Source organism: Candidatus Firestonebacteria bacterium RIFOXYD2_FULL_39_29 (assembly GCA_001778375.1).
Lineage (GTDB): Bacteria > Oederibacteriota > D2-FULL-39-29 > D2-FULL-39-29 > D2-FULL-39-29 > D2-FULL-39-29.
Window position 1 is genome coordinate 1 of the sequence record MFGV01000021.1, and the last position, 18,417, is coordinate 18,417.

Consider the following 18,417-nt stretch of genomic DNA (forward strand, 5'->3'; position numbering starts at 1 on the left):
GAACGGTGTTTCTAGAAATAATTGCGACACAGTCTGTATTAGTAATTGATTTAATTGGAGGTTATATGGCTTTATTTAAAAAAATGAAATTTAGGGAACTTACTGCGAAAAAAGTGGAAATACCCAATGGTTTGTGGAGTAAATGCGATAATTGTAAAGAAATGATATATACCAAGCAATTGGAAGAAAACCTTCGTGTTTGTCCTAAATGCCAGAATCACTTCAGGATGAATGCCAAGGAACGAATTAAACTCCTTGTTGATGAAGGGACCTGGGTGGAAGATAAAAACAGAGTGATACCTATGGACCCGCTTAACTTTCCTGAATATAAAGGAAAACTTAAGAAAAGTCAGGAAGCTACCGGCTTAGATGATGCGATTATTACAGGTGAAGGTAAGATCTGCGGGATTCCGACAGCAATCGGTGTAACGGATTCTTTCTTTATGATGGGTTCCATGGGTTCTGTAGTGGGGGAAAAGCTGACAAGGATTGTTGAGCATGCGATAGCCAGAAAAATCCCGCTTCTTCTTGTTTCTTCTTCCGGCGGCGGCGCAAGAATGCAGGAAGGTATCCTCTCGCTTATGCAGATGGCAAAGACCAGCGCGGCTTTAAAAAAACTGACAGACGCACATATTCCTTATATTGCTCTTTTAACGGACCCGACCGGCGGGGGTGTTACTGCCAGTTGGGGAATGCTCGGAGATATTACTATTGCAGAACCAAATGCTTTGATCTTATTTGCAGGCCCGAGAGTTATCGAACAGACCATAAGGCAAAAGCTTCCGAAAGGTTTTCAGAGGTCGGAATTCCTGCAGGAACACGGTTTTATTGATATGGTAGTCCACAGAAAAGACTTGAAAGAAAGCCTCTCTAAGGTTTTAAAGTTTTTCTATAATAATTAAGCATACTTTGCTTTATTTTTTTAGCATTTTCTGATTAGATTTGATTTTTCTTTAATTTTAATGGTAAAATATAAATGGTAATATATACACCGTAATATTCATGTAATACTCATCCGCCTAGGCGGAAATATTTTTACTCGGCTTCAGCCGTACGTGCTCTGCTCGGTAAAAGGAGGCCATTAGATGGCGAAGGTAATACTTGAAAAGATAGAAAAGAGGTTCATAAACAATCCAAAACCTGCAGTTGCTGAAATGAGTCTTGAAATCAATGACAAGGAGTTTGTTGTCCTTGTCGGACCTTCGGGTTGCGGCAAATCAACAACCCTCAGAATGATCGCAGGTCTCGAAGAAATTACTTCCGGTAGAATATTGATTGACGATAAAGTGGTCAATGAAATCCCTCCCAAGGACAGAGATGTGGCTATGGTTTTTCAGAACTACGCACTGTATCCGCATATGACTGTTTATGATAATATGGCGTTTGGTTTGAAGATCAGAAAATATCCGAAAGATGAGATTAAGCGGCGTGTCATGGAAGCTGCAGAGATTTTGGGAATTCAAGAACTCCTGGAAAGACGTCCAAAACAACTTTCAGGCGGACAGCGCCAGCGTGTGGCCGTAGGCAGAGCCATAGTACGAAAACCAAAAGTTTTCTTGTTTGACGAACCTTTATCAAACCTTGATGCAAAATTAAGAGGTTCGACAAGAACAGAGATTATAAAACTGCACAACCGGCTTCAGGCGACGATGATTTATGTTACTCATGATCAGGTGGAAGCTATGACCATGGGGGACAGGATTGTTGTTATGAAGGATGGTTTTGTCCAGCAGATAGGCGATCCGGTTACTATCTATGATCATCCCAAAAATAAATTCGTTGCAGGTTTTATAGGCACGCCTCCGATGAATTTTCTTAACGGTAAAATTGAAAAGAAAAATGGAAATGTATATTTTGGAGAAGGTAGTTTTACTTTGAAACTTGATAAAAGCATGAATGATAAAATGTCTTCTTATGACGGAAAAGAAATTATACTCGGGGTGCGTCCCGAGTACATAGAAGAAAAAAGGATTTCAAAACTTGCTGACCCGGAATGGAAGATTTCGGCCATGGTTGATGTAATTGAACCGATTGGTTCTTCTGCATATGTTTATCTTACGACAGGACAGTCGTCTTTTGTCGCATCCCTTGATTCTCATGAACAGTTGAAGATTTCTGAAAAAGGGGAAATCGTGTTTAATATGGAAAAAGTACACTTTTTCGACCGTCAGACAGAAACTACTATTATCTAGGATTAAAAAAGATGTCAAAAAAAAATGAATATGCGATAGGAGTTGATCTCGGCGGTACTAATATTGCCGCGGGGATTGTTAATTATTCAGGAAAGGTAATTTTGCGTGAAAAAATCCCTACCATGGCAAAACTTGGAGGGAAAGCTGTTCTTGACCGCATAGTTCAATTAATAAACTCCTTAATTTTAAAAGCCGACCCAAAAATAAGAAAAAGAATTATTGGTATTGGTATGGGAACACCGGGTCTTGTGGAACATAAAAAAGGGATTATTCATGAACCGCCCAATTTGCCGGGAATGGACGGGATGAATATTAAAAAATACATGGAATCTCGTTTAAAAATAAAAACGTTTGTTGCAAATGATGCTAATGCGTATGCTGTCGGTGAACATACCTTTGGTGCGGGAAAAGGCACAAAAAATATGGTGTGTATTACTCTCGGGACCGGGCTTGGCGGCGGTATTATTATTGACGGTAAACTTTATGTAGGGTCTTTTGAGACGGCCGGAGAACTGGGACATATAATAATCAGGAAAGAAGGAAAAAAGTGTCATTGTGGGAGTATAGGGTGTGTGGAGTCTTATGTGGGCGCGAATTTCATAGCTGAGCGTGTGAGGACGGACATAAAAAATGGAAAAAAGACCGCAATAGTAAAACTCGTGAACGGGGATTTATCAAAGATCACTCCGGCAATACTTAAAAAAGCGGCAATGCAAAATGATAAATATTCTAAAGCTCTTTGGAACGAAATTGGCGCAGAGATTGGGACTGCTCTGATCAGTATCGTTAATACTTTAAGTCCTGAAATGGTGGTAATAGGCGGCGGAGTTTCAAAGGCCGGGGATGTTTTGCTAAACCCAATAAAGAAAAAATTTAATATGATAGGTTTTAAATTCTTAAAAAAGAGAGTAAAGATTGTTCCCGGCAAGCTTTCGGACGATGCGGGAGTGCTTGGTTCAAGTTCTCTTGTTTGGAATCATATTTAATGTCGGGAGCCGGAAGGCAATATGTTAAGTAAAACAATAGCCGCCCTTTTGTTTTGGGCGGTTTTATTATTTTGTGGTGTAATAAATACTTATGGCGGGGAAATATCGGCTCCGGCGGCCGGAGTTACAATAGAACGGACTTCTGCGGAAAAAAGTGTTGTCACTTCTGAATCAGTTATACTTCCCAAGCAGGAAGTGACCTCCGAAGAAAAAATACCGGTTGATTGTTCTGCGGACTATCTGGAATACGATGAAGGTTTGGGGATAATAAATGGAAGAGGAAATGTAAAAGTAATATACAAAGGGACCGAAATTACCGCAGATGAAGTAAGATTTGATGTGAAATCGTCGTATTTGGAGGCCAAGGGGAATATTATTCTTAAGGAAGGTGACAGTATTATTAATGGCGCTTATGTCTCCTTTAATATGAAGAGTAAAACAGGGAGAATAGACCGGATCCAACTTTCAAACGGTCCGTGGTATTTTAAAGGTTTAGCTATAGAAAAACCGGATGAAAAGAATGTTTCAATAATGGAAGGCTATGCCACTACCTGTAAGGATAAAGAGCATCCTCACTACCGTCTGGTTTCTCAGAAAATACATGTTGAAATAGATAATATAGTTGAAAGCTGGAATGTCCTGCTTTATATCGGAGATATTCCTGTGTTTTATTTTCCTTATATTTGGAAGTCTCTGAAAATATCCTCAAAGAGTCCTCTAACCGTGAATCCCGGTTATTCAAGCAATGAAGGCGGTTTTCTTAAGCTTGCGTATAACTATGATTTTTCTGCGTATCTTTCCGGCGCAATTTTGCTGGATCTTATGACGAAAAAAGGGTTAGGGTACGGGATACAACAAAATTATAGATTTGATGAAGGCTCGACAAATGGATACCTCTATGCTTACTATATCCGCGAGAATGATACCGGTAAAGAGAGAATCCGCCTGAATCTTGAACATTTAAGCAGATTTGACAATACTTTTAACCTTGTGGGGCGGCTTAATTTTCTCACTGATGAGGCGTTGACTCAGGAATATGATTCCTATGGTTTTCCGATTGTATCCAGAGATATTAGATCTTATATTGCAGGGACGTATTACGATCCGGCATTTTCGGTTATTGCAGCAATTGACCGTCAGGATACATATTTTCTTAAAGACAGTGCTTACAAAATGGCATATCTGACTCTCCCGATGTTGAGATTCAGCACTTCGTCATTGCGCTTTGGTGAGACCAGTCTTTATTACAGTTTTTGGAGCGAACTTGCCAATTACTACAGCGGGAACAGTGGATATTATATCCTCAGGCTTGGAGGTCATCCTGGGATTTCATATTCCATGCAATTAGATCAATCAACTAACCTTAATACCACTATGGGGTTTAATGCTTATACCCAGGATCGACTGGAGTTACACACTGTTGGGAATCTGACAACTGCTGATTACTATGCTACAACCAATCTGCATACTTCCTGGAACATGAATATGGATACGGACTTTACTTATTCGTATTCCCAGCGGCTTACCGATATAAGCTATGACTTTTATGGAGGGGTGTTAAACAGCAGGCTTGACGGGCGTCTTAATCTGAGAATTGAAAGTTTTTTCTCCACCACCTTTTCAAGCGGTTATGATTTCAGGAATTATTATAACGATCCCAGATTAAACTTCAGTAATATTCTCAATTCTATAAATGTTTTTGTTTCTGAAGATTTCAATGCTTCCTCTTTTTTACAATATAGTATAGTCGACAGTACGGTAAAATCCGCTGATGTTTTTGCTAATTATGGTAAACCCACCGGGACGAAAATAACATTTGGTATTAATTATTTGAATCGTGCTCCCTCCTATGCTGATTTCCTATATCTTTCCGGTTCTCTTGCGATGGATTTAGGAAAGGACATTCGTATAGAATATGGAGCTCGCTTTGATACTGTGGCAAATGAAGTTAAGGAACAGCATGCTGCGATTTCTACAAATCTTACGGATTGCTGGTATTTAGACATAAATTACTCAAAAACCTATGGTATATATACTAATGAATCTGTTGGCTTTACTCTTCAGCTTAGAGCCTATAAAGAATCTATTCTTGATAAAAAGCTTTCCCCGGGGGACTTCAAGTACTGACCTATGACAAAATATATCATTAGACGACTGCTTCTTTCCATCCCGGTATTATTTGGTATTACGGTAATTACATTTGTAATTATTCATATTACACCCGGCGGGCCTACAGCGCTTCAAAGTAATATGAACGCAAAAATTTCTGCGGATTCCGTGGCAAAGCTCAGGGCGCTTTACGATCTCGATAAACCTTTATCTGTTCAGTATGTGAAATGGCTGTGGCGTGTAGTCCGGCTGGATTTTGGTGAATCCTTTATTGATAACCGTCAGGTTATAGATAAGATCCTGGAAAGAATCCCTAACACATTACTGTTAACCGTTTTGTCGATGTGTGTGATATTTGTTGTTGCTATTCCTATTGGTATTTATTCAGCTATAAAACAAAACGGGTATTTTGATAAAATATTTTCAATTGGAACATTCCTGGGTTACTCCATCCCTACGTTCTGGCTGGCGCTCCTATTAATGTCGTATTTTGGGAATTATCTCAAACTCTTGCCTGTATCAGGTATGAGATCATCCGATGCTGAAAGTTTTCCGGTATATCTTCAGATATTTGACCGTTTATGGCATCTTGTGCTCCCTGTATTTGTGAGTGCTTTCGGCGGGGTTGCAAGTATATCCCGTTATACAAAATCCAGTATGCTGGAGGTTGTCCGTCAGGATTATATCAGAACTGCCAGAGCTAAAGGGTTGTCGGAAAACAAAGTAATATTTAAACATGCTTTTAGAAATGCGCTTTTACCTATTGTCACAATACTCGGGCTATCCTTACCCGGACTTATCGGCGGTGGTTTTATATTTGAAACGATATTTTCCTGGCCCGGAATGGGACGTTTGGCTTATGAGTCATTTTTCAATTTTGATTACACGGTTATTATGGGAGTAGTTATTTTTGCAGCAATATTAACATTAATAGGCAATATTATTGCTGATATTACCTATGCATTGGTAGATCCGAGGATTAGATATCAATGAAAGATCAAATATTACATAAAGGACAAAAGGTGTTGGGAAAGCTAATTCGTAATAAACTTGCATTTTTAGGAGCTTTTGTAATATTTGTACTGAGTTTTCTATCGGTTTTTGCTCCCATGATTGCACCTTTTAATCCTGAAGATCAAAACATTGAAGAAAGGCTTTTAGCGCCGAATTCAAAGCATATATGCGGGACAGATGAACTTGGAAGGGATGTTTTTTCGCGGATGGTTTTTGGTGCGAGGGTCTCTTTGGCTGTGGGATTTATAGCTGTGATTATATCCGCTATTATAGGAATTTTAATAGGTTCTGCGGCGGGGTATTATGGGGGCTGGCTTGATACGGTATTAATGCGTTTTGTTGATATAATGCTCTCAATACCTACGCTATTTTTGATATTAATGCTGACTGTGTATCTGGGACCGAATATTATTAATGTAATGATAATAATTGGTTTAACCGGATGGATGGATCTTGCCCGTTTGGTTCGAGCTGAGTTTCTTACCTTGAAAAAAAGAGAGTATGTGCTGGCTGCAAGGGTTTCAGGTGCATCAAACGGCCGGATAATATTTAAACACATTTTACCCAATGCCTTATCCCCGGTATTTGTATCTGTAATATTTGGGGTTGGAGGGGCGATACTTTTAGAATCCGGTTTAAGTTTCCTGGGTCTTGGTGTTCAGCCTCCGGATGCGAGCTGGGGAAATATTTTAACTTCAGGTAAAGATTATATCGAAAGGGCCTGGTGGTTGACTGTTTATCCCGGTTTGGCAATATTTATTACGGTTATGTCTTATAATATTTTAGGCGAGGGACTTAGAGATGCTCTGGATCCCAGGCTTGTAGAATGAAAGATAAAATGCTGGAAGTAAATAATTTATCGGTTGGATTTTTTACCCCGGACGGGACGTTGACCGCTGTGGATGGTATAAATATTTCGGTAAGAAAAAAAGAAACGGTTTGTCTTGTGGGGGAATCCGGATCGGGAAAAACGGTTTCAGCTCTTGCAATTATGAGGTTAGTTCCCAATCCGGGAGTAGTTACATCCGGAGAAATAATATTTAACGATGAAAACCTGCTAAAAATTTCCGAAGAAAAGATGAGGGCGCTCCGCGGGGCTGAGATATCAATGGTGTTCCAGGAGCCGTTTAACTGTTTGAATCCCGTATTCCGTGTAAGCGGGCAGATAGGGGAATCAATAGAGATACATCTCGGACTTAAGGGTAAAGAAAGGGATGAAAAAATAATAGAGGTACTGAAACTCGTAGGCATAACCGATGAAAAAAGGGTCTTTAGTTCTTATCCTCATGAACTTTCAGGAGGAATGCGGCAGCGTGTGATGATAGCTATGGGTCTTGTGAGTAATCCCTCCTTACTTATAGCGGATGAACCGACAACGGCGCTGGATGTGACCATTCAGGCGCAAATTCTGGAACTTCTGGCTGATTTGAAAGAAAAACTCTCTCTTAGTATTCTACTAATTACCCATGACCTTGGAATTGTAAATGAGATTGGAGATCGGGTTTATGTTATGTATGCCGGTAAAATCATGGAAAAAGGGAGTAAAAACGAGATATTTGGAAGCGCAAAGCACCCTTACACCGAAGGACTTCTGAAATCAGTTCCCGACCTTGGCCCCGTGAAAAAGCGCCTTTATACTATTGCGGGAAATATTCCAGACCTGACGGATATCCCCACAGGCTGCAGGTTTCACCCCAGATGCCCTTATGTTATGGATATCTGTAAAATGAAAGATCCTGTTGAGAGTATGTTCTCCAAAGAACATTCTGCCTGGTGTTTTAGATATTTCGGCGGGGAGCAGAAGAATGGCTAAACTTATTGAGGTAAAGAACCTTAAAAAATCTTTCAAGAGTTCAGAGGGGATTTTTAGTAAAGGCAGACCTGTATTTGCCGTTAATGGAGTAAGTCTTGAAATAGAAGTCGGAGAATCACTCGGATTGGTCGGGGAAAGCGGCTGCGGAAAAACAACAGTGGGAAAGCTTATTCTTGGTTTGGAAAAGCCCGACAGCGGTGAAGCGTTTTTTGAAAGCAAACAAATATCCGGTTTGCCCGAGAAAGAGCTTTTCCGGATAAGAAAAGAGATGCAGATAGTATTCCAGGATCCTTTTGCTTCTTTAAACCCGAGAATACGGATAGGAAATGCTATAGGTGAAGTACTTAAGATTTACGGCGAAAAAGACATAGAAAAAAGAGTAAAAGAATCTATAAAAACCATCGGGCTTCCGGAAGATACTTATTATCGGTACCCGCACGAATTTTCAGGCGGCCAGCGGCAGAGGATTTGTATAGCAAGAGCCCTTGTCGGAAATCCAAAGTTCGTGGTCTGTGACGAGCCCGTATCCTCACTTGATGTTTCCGTGCAGGCTCAGATTATTAATCTTCTGAAAGATCTAAAAGAAAAATCCAATCTGACTTATTTGTTCATCTCCCATGACTTAAGAGTTGTGAGAAATATTTGTGACAGGATTTCTGTAATGTATTACGGTGTGATAATAGAAGAAGGGGAAAATGAAGATATATACAAAACTCCTCTGCATCCCTATACAAAGCTGCTGCTTTCTTCAGTACCGTCAATGTCTGAAAAAAAGAACAAAGAAGTTTTGAAAACATACAAAGAAGGCACGTCTAATTTAAACAAACCCGCCGGCTGTCCCTTTTACTTTAGGTGTCCGGAAAGAATAGAAAAGTGTGAAAAGGAAATTCCACAGCTGAAGGATAAAGGAAATCGGCATAAAGTTGCATGCTGGAAAGAATAAAAAAGGTGCTGGGTACTGGGTTTACATATTTGAGTTATTGAATATAATAATACCACATTAATGTGGGACTATTATAGACCTTTACAGACATTATGGACTTTTATGGACAAATGTTTTACGTGAGCAACGTGATAACGTGTAACGTTTTAACAATATAGTTAAGGAGTTATCTATGTATTTACTCGGTCTTGACATCGGTACTACAAACTGGAAAGCTAACCTTTACGACTTAAAGGGTCGGCTTATTATCTCTGTCAGTCATCCTGCGCCTGTAAAAAAGGATAAGAGTGGTAATAGTTATTACGATGCCAATCAAATGTGGAAGATATTTTGTGTTTTGATCCGTCAGGCCGTAATAAAGGTTAAAAACCCTGAACTGATAAAAGCAATTTCCTTTGCTTCCATGGCAGAGGCGGGATGTTTAGCGGATGAAAACGGATTGCCTTTAACTCATATTATTCCCTGGTTTGATAAACGTACAATACCTATGATGAAAAAGATATTGAGAAAAATTTCAAAAAAAGAAATCTTTGGGATTACAGGGGTAAATCTTACTCATATTTTTTCAATATGCAAGATCATCTGGTTTAAGGAACATGAGAGAATTGCCTTTAAAAAAGCGGCAAAGTGGGTTTGTGTTCCGGACTACCTTATTAAAAGAATATCAGGCGAGTGGGCAACGGATTATTCAATTGCTTCAAGAACAGCGTTATTTGATATTAAGAATAAAAAATGGTCAAAAAAGATGCTTGATTTTGCGGGTATTAAAGAAAGCTTTTTACCCAAAGCGTTTCCTTCAGGGACTTTTGTTGGAAATGTCACAGAGAAAGCCTCGAAAGAATGCGGGCTTTCTATCAATACAAAGGTTGTCCTTGGCGGGCATGATCATGTTTGCGGCAGTCTGGGCGCGGGACTTTTCTCGGAAGGGAAAGCGCTTGATTCTATGGGGACTGCGGAAAGTATATGTGTCCCTCTGGAAAATATTGACAATCTGAATAAATATTTTAATTCAGGTTTTTCTTTTGGATGCTATACGTTCGGCAGTATGTATTATGCTATGGCAGGGTTATATTACTCCGGTGGAATTATTGAATGGCTTATGCGTGAATATTATGAAACAGATCAAAAGAAGAGTAAAATATATAAAACGATGATTAAAGACGCGAAAGGATCAAAACCCGGGTCAAACGGTCTTTATGTGTTGCCGCATTGGCTTGGGATAGGTGCTCCGTATGGACTGCGCGAGGCGAAAGGCATGATAATAGGATTCCATCCGGATACGACAAAAGGAGACCTTATAAATGCGGCTTATGAAGGACTTGCTTATGAATACAGACTTCTGATTGAAACTGCCGAAAAAACAGTCGGCTTCAAAGCGAAGGAAATAATCGTAATAGGCGGTGGTGCCAAAAATAAACTCTGGCTTAAAAGAAAAGCAGACATTTTAGGAAGAACTTTAACAGTGCCGGAGGTATCCGAGTCTGTATGTTTCGGTGCCGCCTTACTTGCAGGATTAGGCTCAAACACAATAAAAGATCCGGTAAGTTTTGTAAATCGTAATAAAAAAGAACTCATAAAAGCCGGAAAGAAGTTGAAGGACTTCTATAATAATGAATACCTTAACCATTATATGCGAATATACAGACAAAACCTGCCTTATTGGAAAAACAAGACTACTTGAAAACCCTGTATTGTACATGTGAAATCATTCTAAACATTAGTTTAAACTAAAGTGTAAACTAAAATACATACCATAAAAACGAAGTAGAACTATTCAAATTAGAACTTCATGAAACCATTATGTTCATTGTCTAATCAGTGGAATCCAGTAGCTTTGTAATCGGTGGAATCGAACCCGAAATTCCACTAAACTTTAATATTATGCAAGCCAATAATGGTATGCTTTCTACTTCGGATTTCGGGTACATATGTAAACTTTGCAAAAATAATAAAACGGTGTTATAATGTAAGTGAAAATATTCGCAGGGATGATAAAATTAATAGTAAGGATGGTGAAAATGAAAAAAACATTATTTGTGATGTGTGTTTGGTCATTTTTGTTTGTTTCGGAAGGCGGTATTTTGGCGGAACAAAAATTGAAAGATTTGGATGTGCTATATTTAGCTGCGCAGCCGGCGGATAAGGCAGCAAAGGATGCGGCAGACAAAGCAGCAAAAGATGCTGCGGACAAAGCTGCAGCAGAAAAAGAAAAACAGGAATTTGCTGACAGGGTTGCATTAGAAGAGAAAGCAAAAAAGGAAGCGGCTGACAAGGCTGTTGCAGAAGAAAAAGCAAAGCAAGAGGCGGCTGACAAGGCTGCGGCAGAAGAAAAAGCAAAGCAAGAAGAGGCTGACAAGATTGTTGCTGAAGAGAAAGCAAAGAAAGAAACGGCTGATAAAGCTGCGGCAGAAGAAAAAGTAAAGCAAGAGGCGGCTGATAAGGCTGTTGCAGAAGAAAAAGCGAAAAAGGAAGCGGCGGATAAGACAAAAGAAAGCGGTAACAGCGGTACAACTCCTGCTATTCCCGGTTCAGGAACCACGGATACTGTCCCTGCTCAGCCTGCTGACAAAGATTCTAAAGACAAATTAAAAGAAAACAAGGAAAATAAAGACGAAAGCATTGAGGATAAAGTTAAAAGATGGAAAGAGGAAAAAGAAAATAAAGGGAAAGGATCAAAAGAAAAAAAGGATAAGAACGATGGGGAGAATAAAGACAAAGATAAAGAGAAAAAGGAAAAAAATGGCGAAAGCAATGATGATAAATTTAAAAAGTGGAAAAATGAAACTCTTGATGACAAACTTAAAAGATTAAGAGAGGAAAAGAAAAATAAGACCACGGTTGGAAACAAAGACAGTAAGGAAAGTAAAGAGAAAAGAGAAATAAGCGGGGTGTTGGACGTTAAGGACTTTCCCGCGTCTAAAATGGAAATAGCGGTAATGTATATGGCAAGTGAGAATATCACTCCCAGTGTTGTCGAGATAGTCACGGAGTTGCTGAGAAATAATCTTATAAATTCCGGTAAATATAAGGTTATCGAGAAATTTGATATGGATAAGGTAATAAGAGAAAAGTACAGGGATGCCGGTTGTGCCAACCCGGAGTGTGCCATCGAAGTTGGGAAAGCGCTGAATATGCAGGAAGTGGTCGTAAGCTCAGTAAACAAAATTGGCTCAAAATACATAATTAATTCCATAATGCTCGATGTAAGCTCCGGAAATACCACCGTTACCGCCTCCGCCGAGTGTTCTTCCATAAACGATCTCTCTGAAGCCTGCAAAGAAATAGCAGGTAAATTAACTAGAGATAAATAAAATTAGGGACAGCGACCAATTTATTCATTTAATTGGTCGCTGTCCCTAATTTAGTTGGTTAGGATGTTTGCAATTATATCTTCAGGAATGTTCTCAACTATTTTTACTTTTCCTATGCTTATAGGAAGCACAAATCTGTTTACACCGGAGACGAACTTCTTATCTCTTTTCATTGAGGCGAGGATTTTCTTTGGCTCTATTCCTTTGGCTGAGACGGGGAGTCCTGCCTTACGAATAAGAGATTCTATTCGTGTTGCTTCACAAGAGCAAAGACAACCCAGTTTGACTGCCAGTTTTGCGGCTAAGACCATGCCTATACCTACGGCTTCTCCGTGGTGGAATTTCTTGTAGTTTGTGGCGGCTTCGATTGCGTGGCCGAGAGTATGACCGTAGTTCAGTATTATCCTGATATCTTTATCGTCTCTTTCGTCTGCTGAGGTGATTTTGGCTTTTATTCCCGCGCAAACAGGTATCATTTTATTAAGAGCGGTTTTGTCATAGTTTAAAAGCTTTCTCATGTTCTTTTCAAAGAAAGAAAAGAGCGAGCTGTCTTTGATCACTCCGTACTTTATTGCCTCCGCCAGACCGCATTTTAGTTCTCTTAGAGGGAGAGTATTTAATACTGCTGTATCCATGTAAACCATCTTTGGCTGCCAGAAGGCGCCTATAAGGTTTTTAGCTTCCCTGAAGTTAAAGGCTGTTTTTCCGCCGAGACCGCAGTCTACGAGACCGAGTAAGGTTGTCGGGACCTGAATATAGTTAACCCCGCGCCTGTAACTGCTTGCAACAAAGCCTCCGAGATCGCCGACTACTCCGCCGCCGAGAGTAAGTAAAATAACCTTTTTCTGCTGGTTCTTATCAAATTCATAAAGGGCATTGAGAATCTTAAGGTAGGTCTTAAAATTCTTTTGTACTTCGCCTGCAGGGATAATGACTTTTCCTACATCGGAAAACCCGCCTTTTTTCAAGGCCGTTATAGTCTTCTTTAAATAAAATCTTGCTACATTTTTATCAGTAATTATAAAAATAGAGTTGCCGCATTTAAGTTTTTTAACCGCTTGCCCAAGATTTGAAAGTATGTTATTACCGAGGACGATGTCGTAACTCTTGTCGGTTCTTGTTTTCAGGGATATTTTAATTATTTCAGGCATTTTTTACCCCGTTAGTTTCTGCGAAATCTTCCGCCATTTTAATCCTGTCAAGCATTGGCGGATGGGAAGCGAACCAGAAAGTCAGGAAGTCATCCGTGTAAAGATAGGACTTGTTATCTTTTGCAAGCCCTACCATGCTGGAGATAAAAACTGCTTTATTTTGAGTGGTTTTTAGTTCGAAGGTGTCGGCGGTCACTTCCATCTTCCTGCTGAAAAAGCTGTCAATAGGAGTTGTAAAGAATGTATAGACAGTCAGTATAAACATCAGAAGCGGCAATCCTGCGGCTTCTGAGATGATGAGCCCTCCTGAAAATTCAGGAAATGTTAACGCTATTAACCAGGCTATAATAAAAGAGCCAAAGAAACCGAGGGCAATTCCTTTAAGTACATGATGGTATTTCCAATGTCCGGCCTCGTGAGCTACTACGGAAGCGACCTCTTCAGGCGTATTGTTTTTCACCAGAGTATCAAATATGTAAATTGATTTTTCAGGACCAAATCCGGTAAAAAAGGCGTTTGTATGTTTTGAATATTTTGATTCGTTGATCTGAAAAAGTTTTTTAAGTTTAATCCCTGCCTTATCTGCAACTTCAAAAATAGGTTTGGTGTATTCACCCTGTTCGAAATTGCTCTTTTTGTAGAAAAGAGGCAGTACCAGGTACGGATAAAGAAAGGTAAGTACCAGTTCGAAGGCTAAAAGAACAACAGGGATAAACCAGACCCAGTTTTCTCCGGATTTTCTAAAGGTCATATAAGCTGCGGAGATAATAATGATATTGATAACTGCTCCTACAGAAAATTGCTTAATGTTGTAGATGAGCCAGTCTTTTAAGGTCAGATTGGAAAACCCGAATTTATGTTCGAGTACGTAAGAAAAGTAATAGCTAAACGGCAAGTTTAGCAAAAACTGGATAAGTATGTAGCAAAGCGCAAAGAGCGCCGTTTGAAGGGTTAGGTAGTTGAAAGAAATTGGAGACAAAAGCCCCGATAAATAGACTGCAAAGCCGCTAAAGAAAAAAATCAGGGGGAAGAGCAAATCGATTATTTTTTTTGCCACTCCCGCACCAAAACCCCTGTCATGATATTCCTTGCCCTTTTTAATATCTTCCTCAGTGAAGTATTTCAAGGCTAGCTTCTCTTTTTCTCCGGTCTTGCCGCCCTTTTTGTCCAGATATGTAAATAGGATGCGAAGAAGAATATAGGCGATTGTTAAGGTGATAAATAGAATTTTCATGTTTTATCCTCACTAATTGAATTTGCTAACGTTCACATTTTACCCATACCCGGAAAAAAAGTCAATGTTTAATAAGCTCAAACTGCTTAAAAGATAATGTGTGTGCGGCTTGATGTCTTTATTTGGAAATTCATCATCCTGAATATTTTTTGTAGTTGCCTCATTACGTGCCCGCCTCTGGAGGGATGAGGCCTAAAATGCTTGATAAATCAAGCAACTACAGTTCTAATTTTATTCTGTTTTTTTGAGGAATTTCTGGTATTTATTTGGTTTAACCGAAAAGTCTTTTAATAATTTATATTATCGATTTGATATATATGCTTTATTAGAAAATATTTGGTATATGTAGAAAGATTCTGGTAGAATAACAGCTGAACAATAAGTACAAAGTACGAGTGCGAAGTACAATATAAGGTACGACATATATAGCACTTTTTATCGTCATTTGTAATTTGTCTTTCGTAATTTATTTTGGGGGCGTGTATATGAAAAAGACTTTGAAAATAGTAGGGATAGTATTCGGAAGTTTTGCGGCGATTGCGGTGATTTTGACACTTGTGGTTTCTTTTCTTATTCCCTGGGATAAGGTGAAAGATAAGATAGCTGAAAAGGCTTCGGCCGAACTCAAAAGGGAAGTGAAGATTGAAAAAATATCTTTTGGCTTGTTCAAAGGTGTAGAGCTTAAAAACTTCTATATAGGTAATTCCGAAGGCTTTACAAAAGGTGCTTTTATTTCTGCCGAGTCGGCGCTGGCGAAATATGATTTTTGGGCGCTTTTTAGAAAACAGGTTATACTTACGAAAATAGAGTTGGTTAAGCCTTATATAATGGTGGAGAAAGATAAAAAGGGGAAATACAATATTTCTGATATTATGGAGATGGCAAATGCTTCAGAGAAAAACTCAAAAAATGAAGTAAAAACTGAAACGCCGGTAAAGGCGGACCTGCCTGTAGAACTTTCTGTTTCAAAGTTTGCTCTTACCGGGGGAACGGTCAAATACACGGATGCTTCTTCTACTCCGGTAATGCTGGTAGAAGTGAGAAATATTAATGTTTCGGTTGACGGTCTTTCGCTTGAGAGTATCAAACCCTTCCTTGTGAAAGCCTCGGCAACCGTGGATTACAATAAAATGCCTGTTGAATTTTCCTTTGAAGGTAAAATGGAGGTCAGGTTAAAGGAACAAATATGTAAGGCCAGCGGGCTTTTTGTACGTTTGCCGGGAGTGGAGCTTAATGCTGATGCTGAAGTAATGAAATTTATGGATAATCCTGAGTTTAAGCTTGACGCTTCTGTGGTAATGAACGGCGAAAAGGTGCTGAAATTGGCGGGTGGAATGGTTCCGAAAGAAATGAAGGTCTATATTGACGATACAAAACTGGCAGGTGATGTTTCGTTTAAACTTAGTGCGGCAGGGAGCATGGTGAAAACACAAAAATCCTACGATATAAAAGCTAACGGCTCGGGTAATGCTGATTTGTCGAAAATGGATATCAAGTACAGTACGTATTTTACAAAACCAAAAAATCATCCTGTTGTGATGAATTATAAATTTGACCTGACCGGGGAAAAAATTGTGCTTGACGCAGATATGAAGCTGAAAGATTCTGCAATGAAAGCAAAAGTTAATCTTTCAGGTTTTGAAGCGCCTAAAATAAACGTAAATCTTGACGGGGAAGTAGGGATAGCTGAAGTATATTCTCTTATTCCTCTAATGGAAGGTTTTTCCGCCGAGGGTAAGGCAAAGCTGGCGGGTAGTATGAAAATTCCAGTTAAAAAAGACTATTCCGTTGATTACAAAGGTATAGTTATTGATCTTAAAGGAAAGATAGCCGACTTTGGTACCAAGTATGCAAAGTTTAACTACGGTGTTACAAAATTAAATGCTGATTTGCTGTTTAATGAAAAAATATTGGAGCTTAAGAATTTGGCCTTTTTATCAGGAACTTCTCCTTTTAGCGGGTATATCTCGGCTGCAAATTTTAATCTGGAAACAATGACGGAATGGAAGACTAAGTTCACGGGAGATGTTAAGCTGGACCTGAAATGCCAGAAGTTTCTTATAGACGAGATAATGGATGCCTTGCCGGAAAAACAGAAATCTTCTATGCCTGCATCTGCTACGGCTGTAAAAGGCGCGGCAAGTGCGGCAGAGCCGGATGCAACTATAGGATTTACCAATGAAGAGATAAATGAATATCTTGTATATGTTAATCCCGGTCTAAAAGTTGACGGAAAAATAGAGCTTAAAGAGATGATTTATAAAAAAGTTAAATTCACAGATATGGTAACGTTAATTAAACTGGCAAATAAAACGGCTAACTTAAACAACACCATCAGCGGTTACAGTGGTTCTATTTTAAACACGATACAAATAGATATGAATATTCCCGGACTCGGGTATTCAGTTTCGGCTGATGTTAACGGAGTGCAGTCGGGGGATTTGATAAATGCAGTTATCGATTCTTTCTTTAAACCGGAATTTGCCGTGCATATGAAAGAAAAGATCTCAGGGGCTGCGGTTGCCAGGGTTGTACTTAAGGGTTCAGGTTCGAATATGCGGGATGTAAAGAAGAATATTGCCGGTTCTTTGGAGTATAAGATTGTAAACGGAAAATTGCGCAATTGGAAGATCCTTGGGGATGCGCTTGCCTCAGCCAAGATCAATAGAACGGACGAGATAAATTTCCGGGAATTTACCGGAAAACATAAAATCGGGAGTCAGAAAGTTACTTTTGATGAATTCAGGATTATTTGCGATGATGCCAGATATAATGTTGCTGCGGGAGGCTATGTTAACTTTGACAAAAATCTTGATAGTCTGATGTTCTTGCCTGTCAGAATTGATTTTTCTCCGGGAATTGCCGGTGCCTTGGGGGATATTGGTAAGTATGGAGCAGATGAAAAAGGCTGGATCCCTGTGGATGTGGATTATAATTGTCCTATTAACAGGCCTGCCCTTCCTGCTCCTAACCTTGAAAGGGCGCAGAATAATGTAAAAAGAAAAGCGGTGGAAGAATTAAAAAAGAATGAACCTGAGTTAAAGAAAAAGGCTGCTGATTTACTCAAAGGCCTTTTCGGAAGATGAGGAAATAATGGAAGAATTTATAAAAAAACTACTTGACCTTGATGTCCGGGTTTTTTATTTTTTAAACAAGGATCTCGCTAATCCTGTTCTTGATTTTATTATGCCGATTATAACTAATGAAAAATTTATTTTGATTCCTGTTATAGCTGTGGCTATTTATTTTATGATCAAGGGCAGCAGGAATACCAGGATTGCCATACTTTGTATGATTATTGCGGTGCTTCTTGCTGATGCTGTTGCCTACCGCCTTATAAAACCGTTTTTTGGCAGGTTGCGTCCTTGCGATGTCCTTCCAAATGTGCATATTCTTGTGCTGGCCGGGAGATTTTCTTTTCCTTCAAACCATGCCGCAAATATGATGGCTCTTGCGGTCATAACTTTTTTCTTTTATAAAAAATATTCCTGGATAATATTTGCTATTGCGCTTATCGAAGGATTTTCAAGGGTTTATGTCGGGGTGCATTATCCTCTGGACGTTTTGAACGGTTATTTTCTGGGGATCTTGTGTGCTTTTCTGGTAATTGCTGTTTACAGGGGTATTGAGTTGGAGAAAAAGAAAAAAGGAGCAAGAAAATAGA

14 protein-coding genes are annotated in these 18,417 nt (G+C 39.3%); 12 read left to right on the plus strand and 2 right to left on the minus strand.

Annotated elements, in window-relative coordinates:
- Window positions 1–65: 65 nt before the first annotated feature.
- The 10 genes from A2536_01895 to A2536_01940 all read left to right on the plus strand — a co-directional run bounded on the left by A2536_01895 (window position 66) and on the right by A2536_01940 (window position 12,368).
- Window positions 66–902, plus strand: coding sequence for an acetyl-CoA carboxylase subunit beta (locus A2536_01895; GenBank protein OGF47518.1), 837 nt, complete (start codon window positions 66–68; stop codon window positions 900–902).
- A 183-nt stretch (window positions 903–1,085) separates the two neighbouring features.
- Entirely contained in the window at window positions 1,086–2,192 is a 1,107-nt protein-coding gene (locus A2536_01900) for a glycerol-3-phosphate ABC transporter ATP-binding protein (protein OGF47519.1), read from the plus strand.
- Between the two features lie 11 nt (window positions 2,193–2,203).
- On the plus strand, window positions 2,204–3,178 hold the full coding sequence (locus A2536_01905) for a hypothetical protein (GenBank protein ID OGF47520.1): 975 nt from the start codon (window positions 2,204–2,206) through the stop codon (window positions 3,176–3,178).
- A 21-nt stretch (window positions 3,179–3,199) separates the two neighbouring features.
- The gene (locus A2536_01910) at window positions 3,200–5,305 is read left to right on the plus strand and encodes a hypothetical protein (protein ID OGF47521.1); all 2,106 of its coding nucleotides are present in this window, start codon (window positions 3,200–3,202) and stop codon (window positions 5,303–5,305) included.
- A 3-nt stretch (window positions 5,306–5,308) separates the two neighbouring features.
- Window positions 5,309–6,280 (plus strand): diguanylate cyclase, encoded by a 972-nt coding sequence (locus tag A2536_01915; GenBank protein ID OGF47522.1) that lies wholly within the window; start codon window positions 5,309–5,311, stop codon window positions 6,278–6,280.
- A gap of 32 nt (window positions 6,281–6,312) precedes the next feature.
- Window positions 6,313–7,131 carry a peptide ABC transporter permease gene (locus A2536_01920; GenBank protein ID OGF47553.1) on the plus strand — a complete coding sequence of 273 codons (819 nt, stop codon included), beginning with the start codon at window positions 6,313–6,315 and terminating at the stop codon, window positions 7,129–7,131.
- Window positions 7,128–8,114 carry a dipeptide/oligopeptide/nickel ABC transporter ATP-binding protein gene (locus A2536_01925; GenBank protein ID OGF47523.1) on the plus strand — a complete coding sequence of 329 codons (987 nt, stop codon included), beginning with the start codon at window positions 7,128–7,130 and terminating at the stop codon, window positions 8,112–8,114. Before A2536_01920 ends, A2536_01925 begins: the two co-directional genes overlap by 4 nt.
- On the plus strand, window positions 8,107–9,057 hold the full coding sequence (locus A2536_01930; GenBank protein OGF47524.1) for a peptide ABC transporter substrate-binding protein: 951 nt from the start codon (window positions 8,107–8,109) through the stop codon (window positions 9,055–9,057). Before A2536_01925 ends, A2536_01930 begins: the two co-directional genes overlap by 8 nt.
- Window positions 9,058–9,229: 172 nt before the next feature.
- Window positions 9,230–10,738: a hypothetical protein gene (locus tag A2536_01935; protein OGF47525.1), complete on the plus strand. Its 1,509-nt coding sequence runs from the start codon at window positions 9,230–9,232 to the stop codon at window positions 10,736–10,738.
- A 337-nt stretch (window positions 10,739–11,075) separates the two neighbouring features.
- Window positions 11,076–12,368, plus strand: a complete 1,293-nt coding sequence (locus A2536_01940) for a hypothetical protein (protein ID OGF47526.1) — start codon at window positions 11,076–11,078, stop codon at window positions 12,366–12,368.
- A 50-nt stretch (window positions 12,369–12,418) separates the two neighbouring features.
- On the opposite strand, the gene A2536_01945 is transcribed toward A2536_01940, so the two are convergent.
- Together A2536_01945 and A2536_01950 are read right to left on the minus strand one after the other, a co-directional pair.
- Window positions 12,419–13,519, minus strand: a complete 1,101-nt coding sequence (locus A2536_01945) for a 3-dehydroquinate synthase (protein OGF47527.1) — start codon at window positions 13,517–13,519, stop codon at window positions 12,419–12,421.
- Window positions 13,512–14,645, minus strand: coding sequence for a hypothetical protein (locus A2536_01950; protein OGF47554.1), 1,134 nt, complete (start codon window positions 14,643–14,645; stop codon window positions 13,512–13,514). The genes A2536_01945 and A2536_01950 overlap by 8 nt, the downstream gene beginning before the upstream one ends.
- Window positions 14,646–15,238: 593 nt before the next feature.
- Here A2536_01950 and A2536_01955 point away from each other — a divergent pair.
- Together A2536_01955 and A2536_01960 are read left to right on the plus strand one after the other, a co-directional pair.
- Complete coding sequence (locus tag A2536_01955) at window positions 15,239–17,839, plus strand: hypothetical protein (protein OGF47528.1); 2,601 nt, start codon at window positions 15,239–15,241, stop codon at window positions 17,837–17,839.
- A 7-nt stretch (window positions 17,840–17,846) separates the two neighbouring features.
- Window positions 17,847–18,416: a hypothetical protein gene (locus A2536_01960; protein OGF47529.1), complete on the plus strand. Its 570-nt coding sequence runs from the start codon at window positions 17,847–17,849 to the stop codon at window positions 18,414–18,416.
- Window position 18,417: the final 1 nt, after the last annotated feature.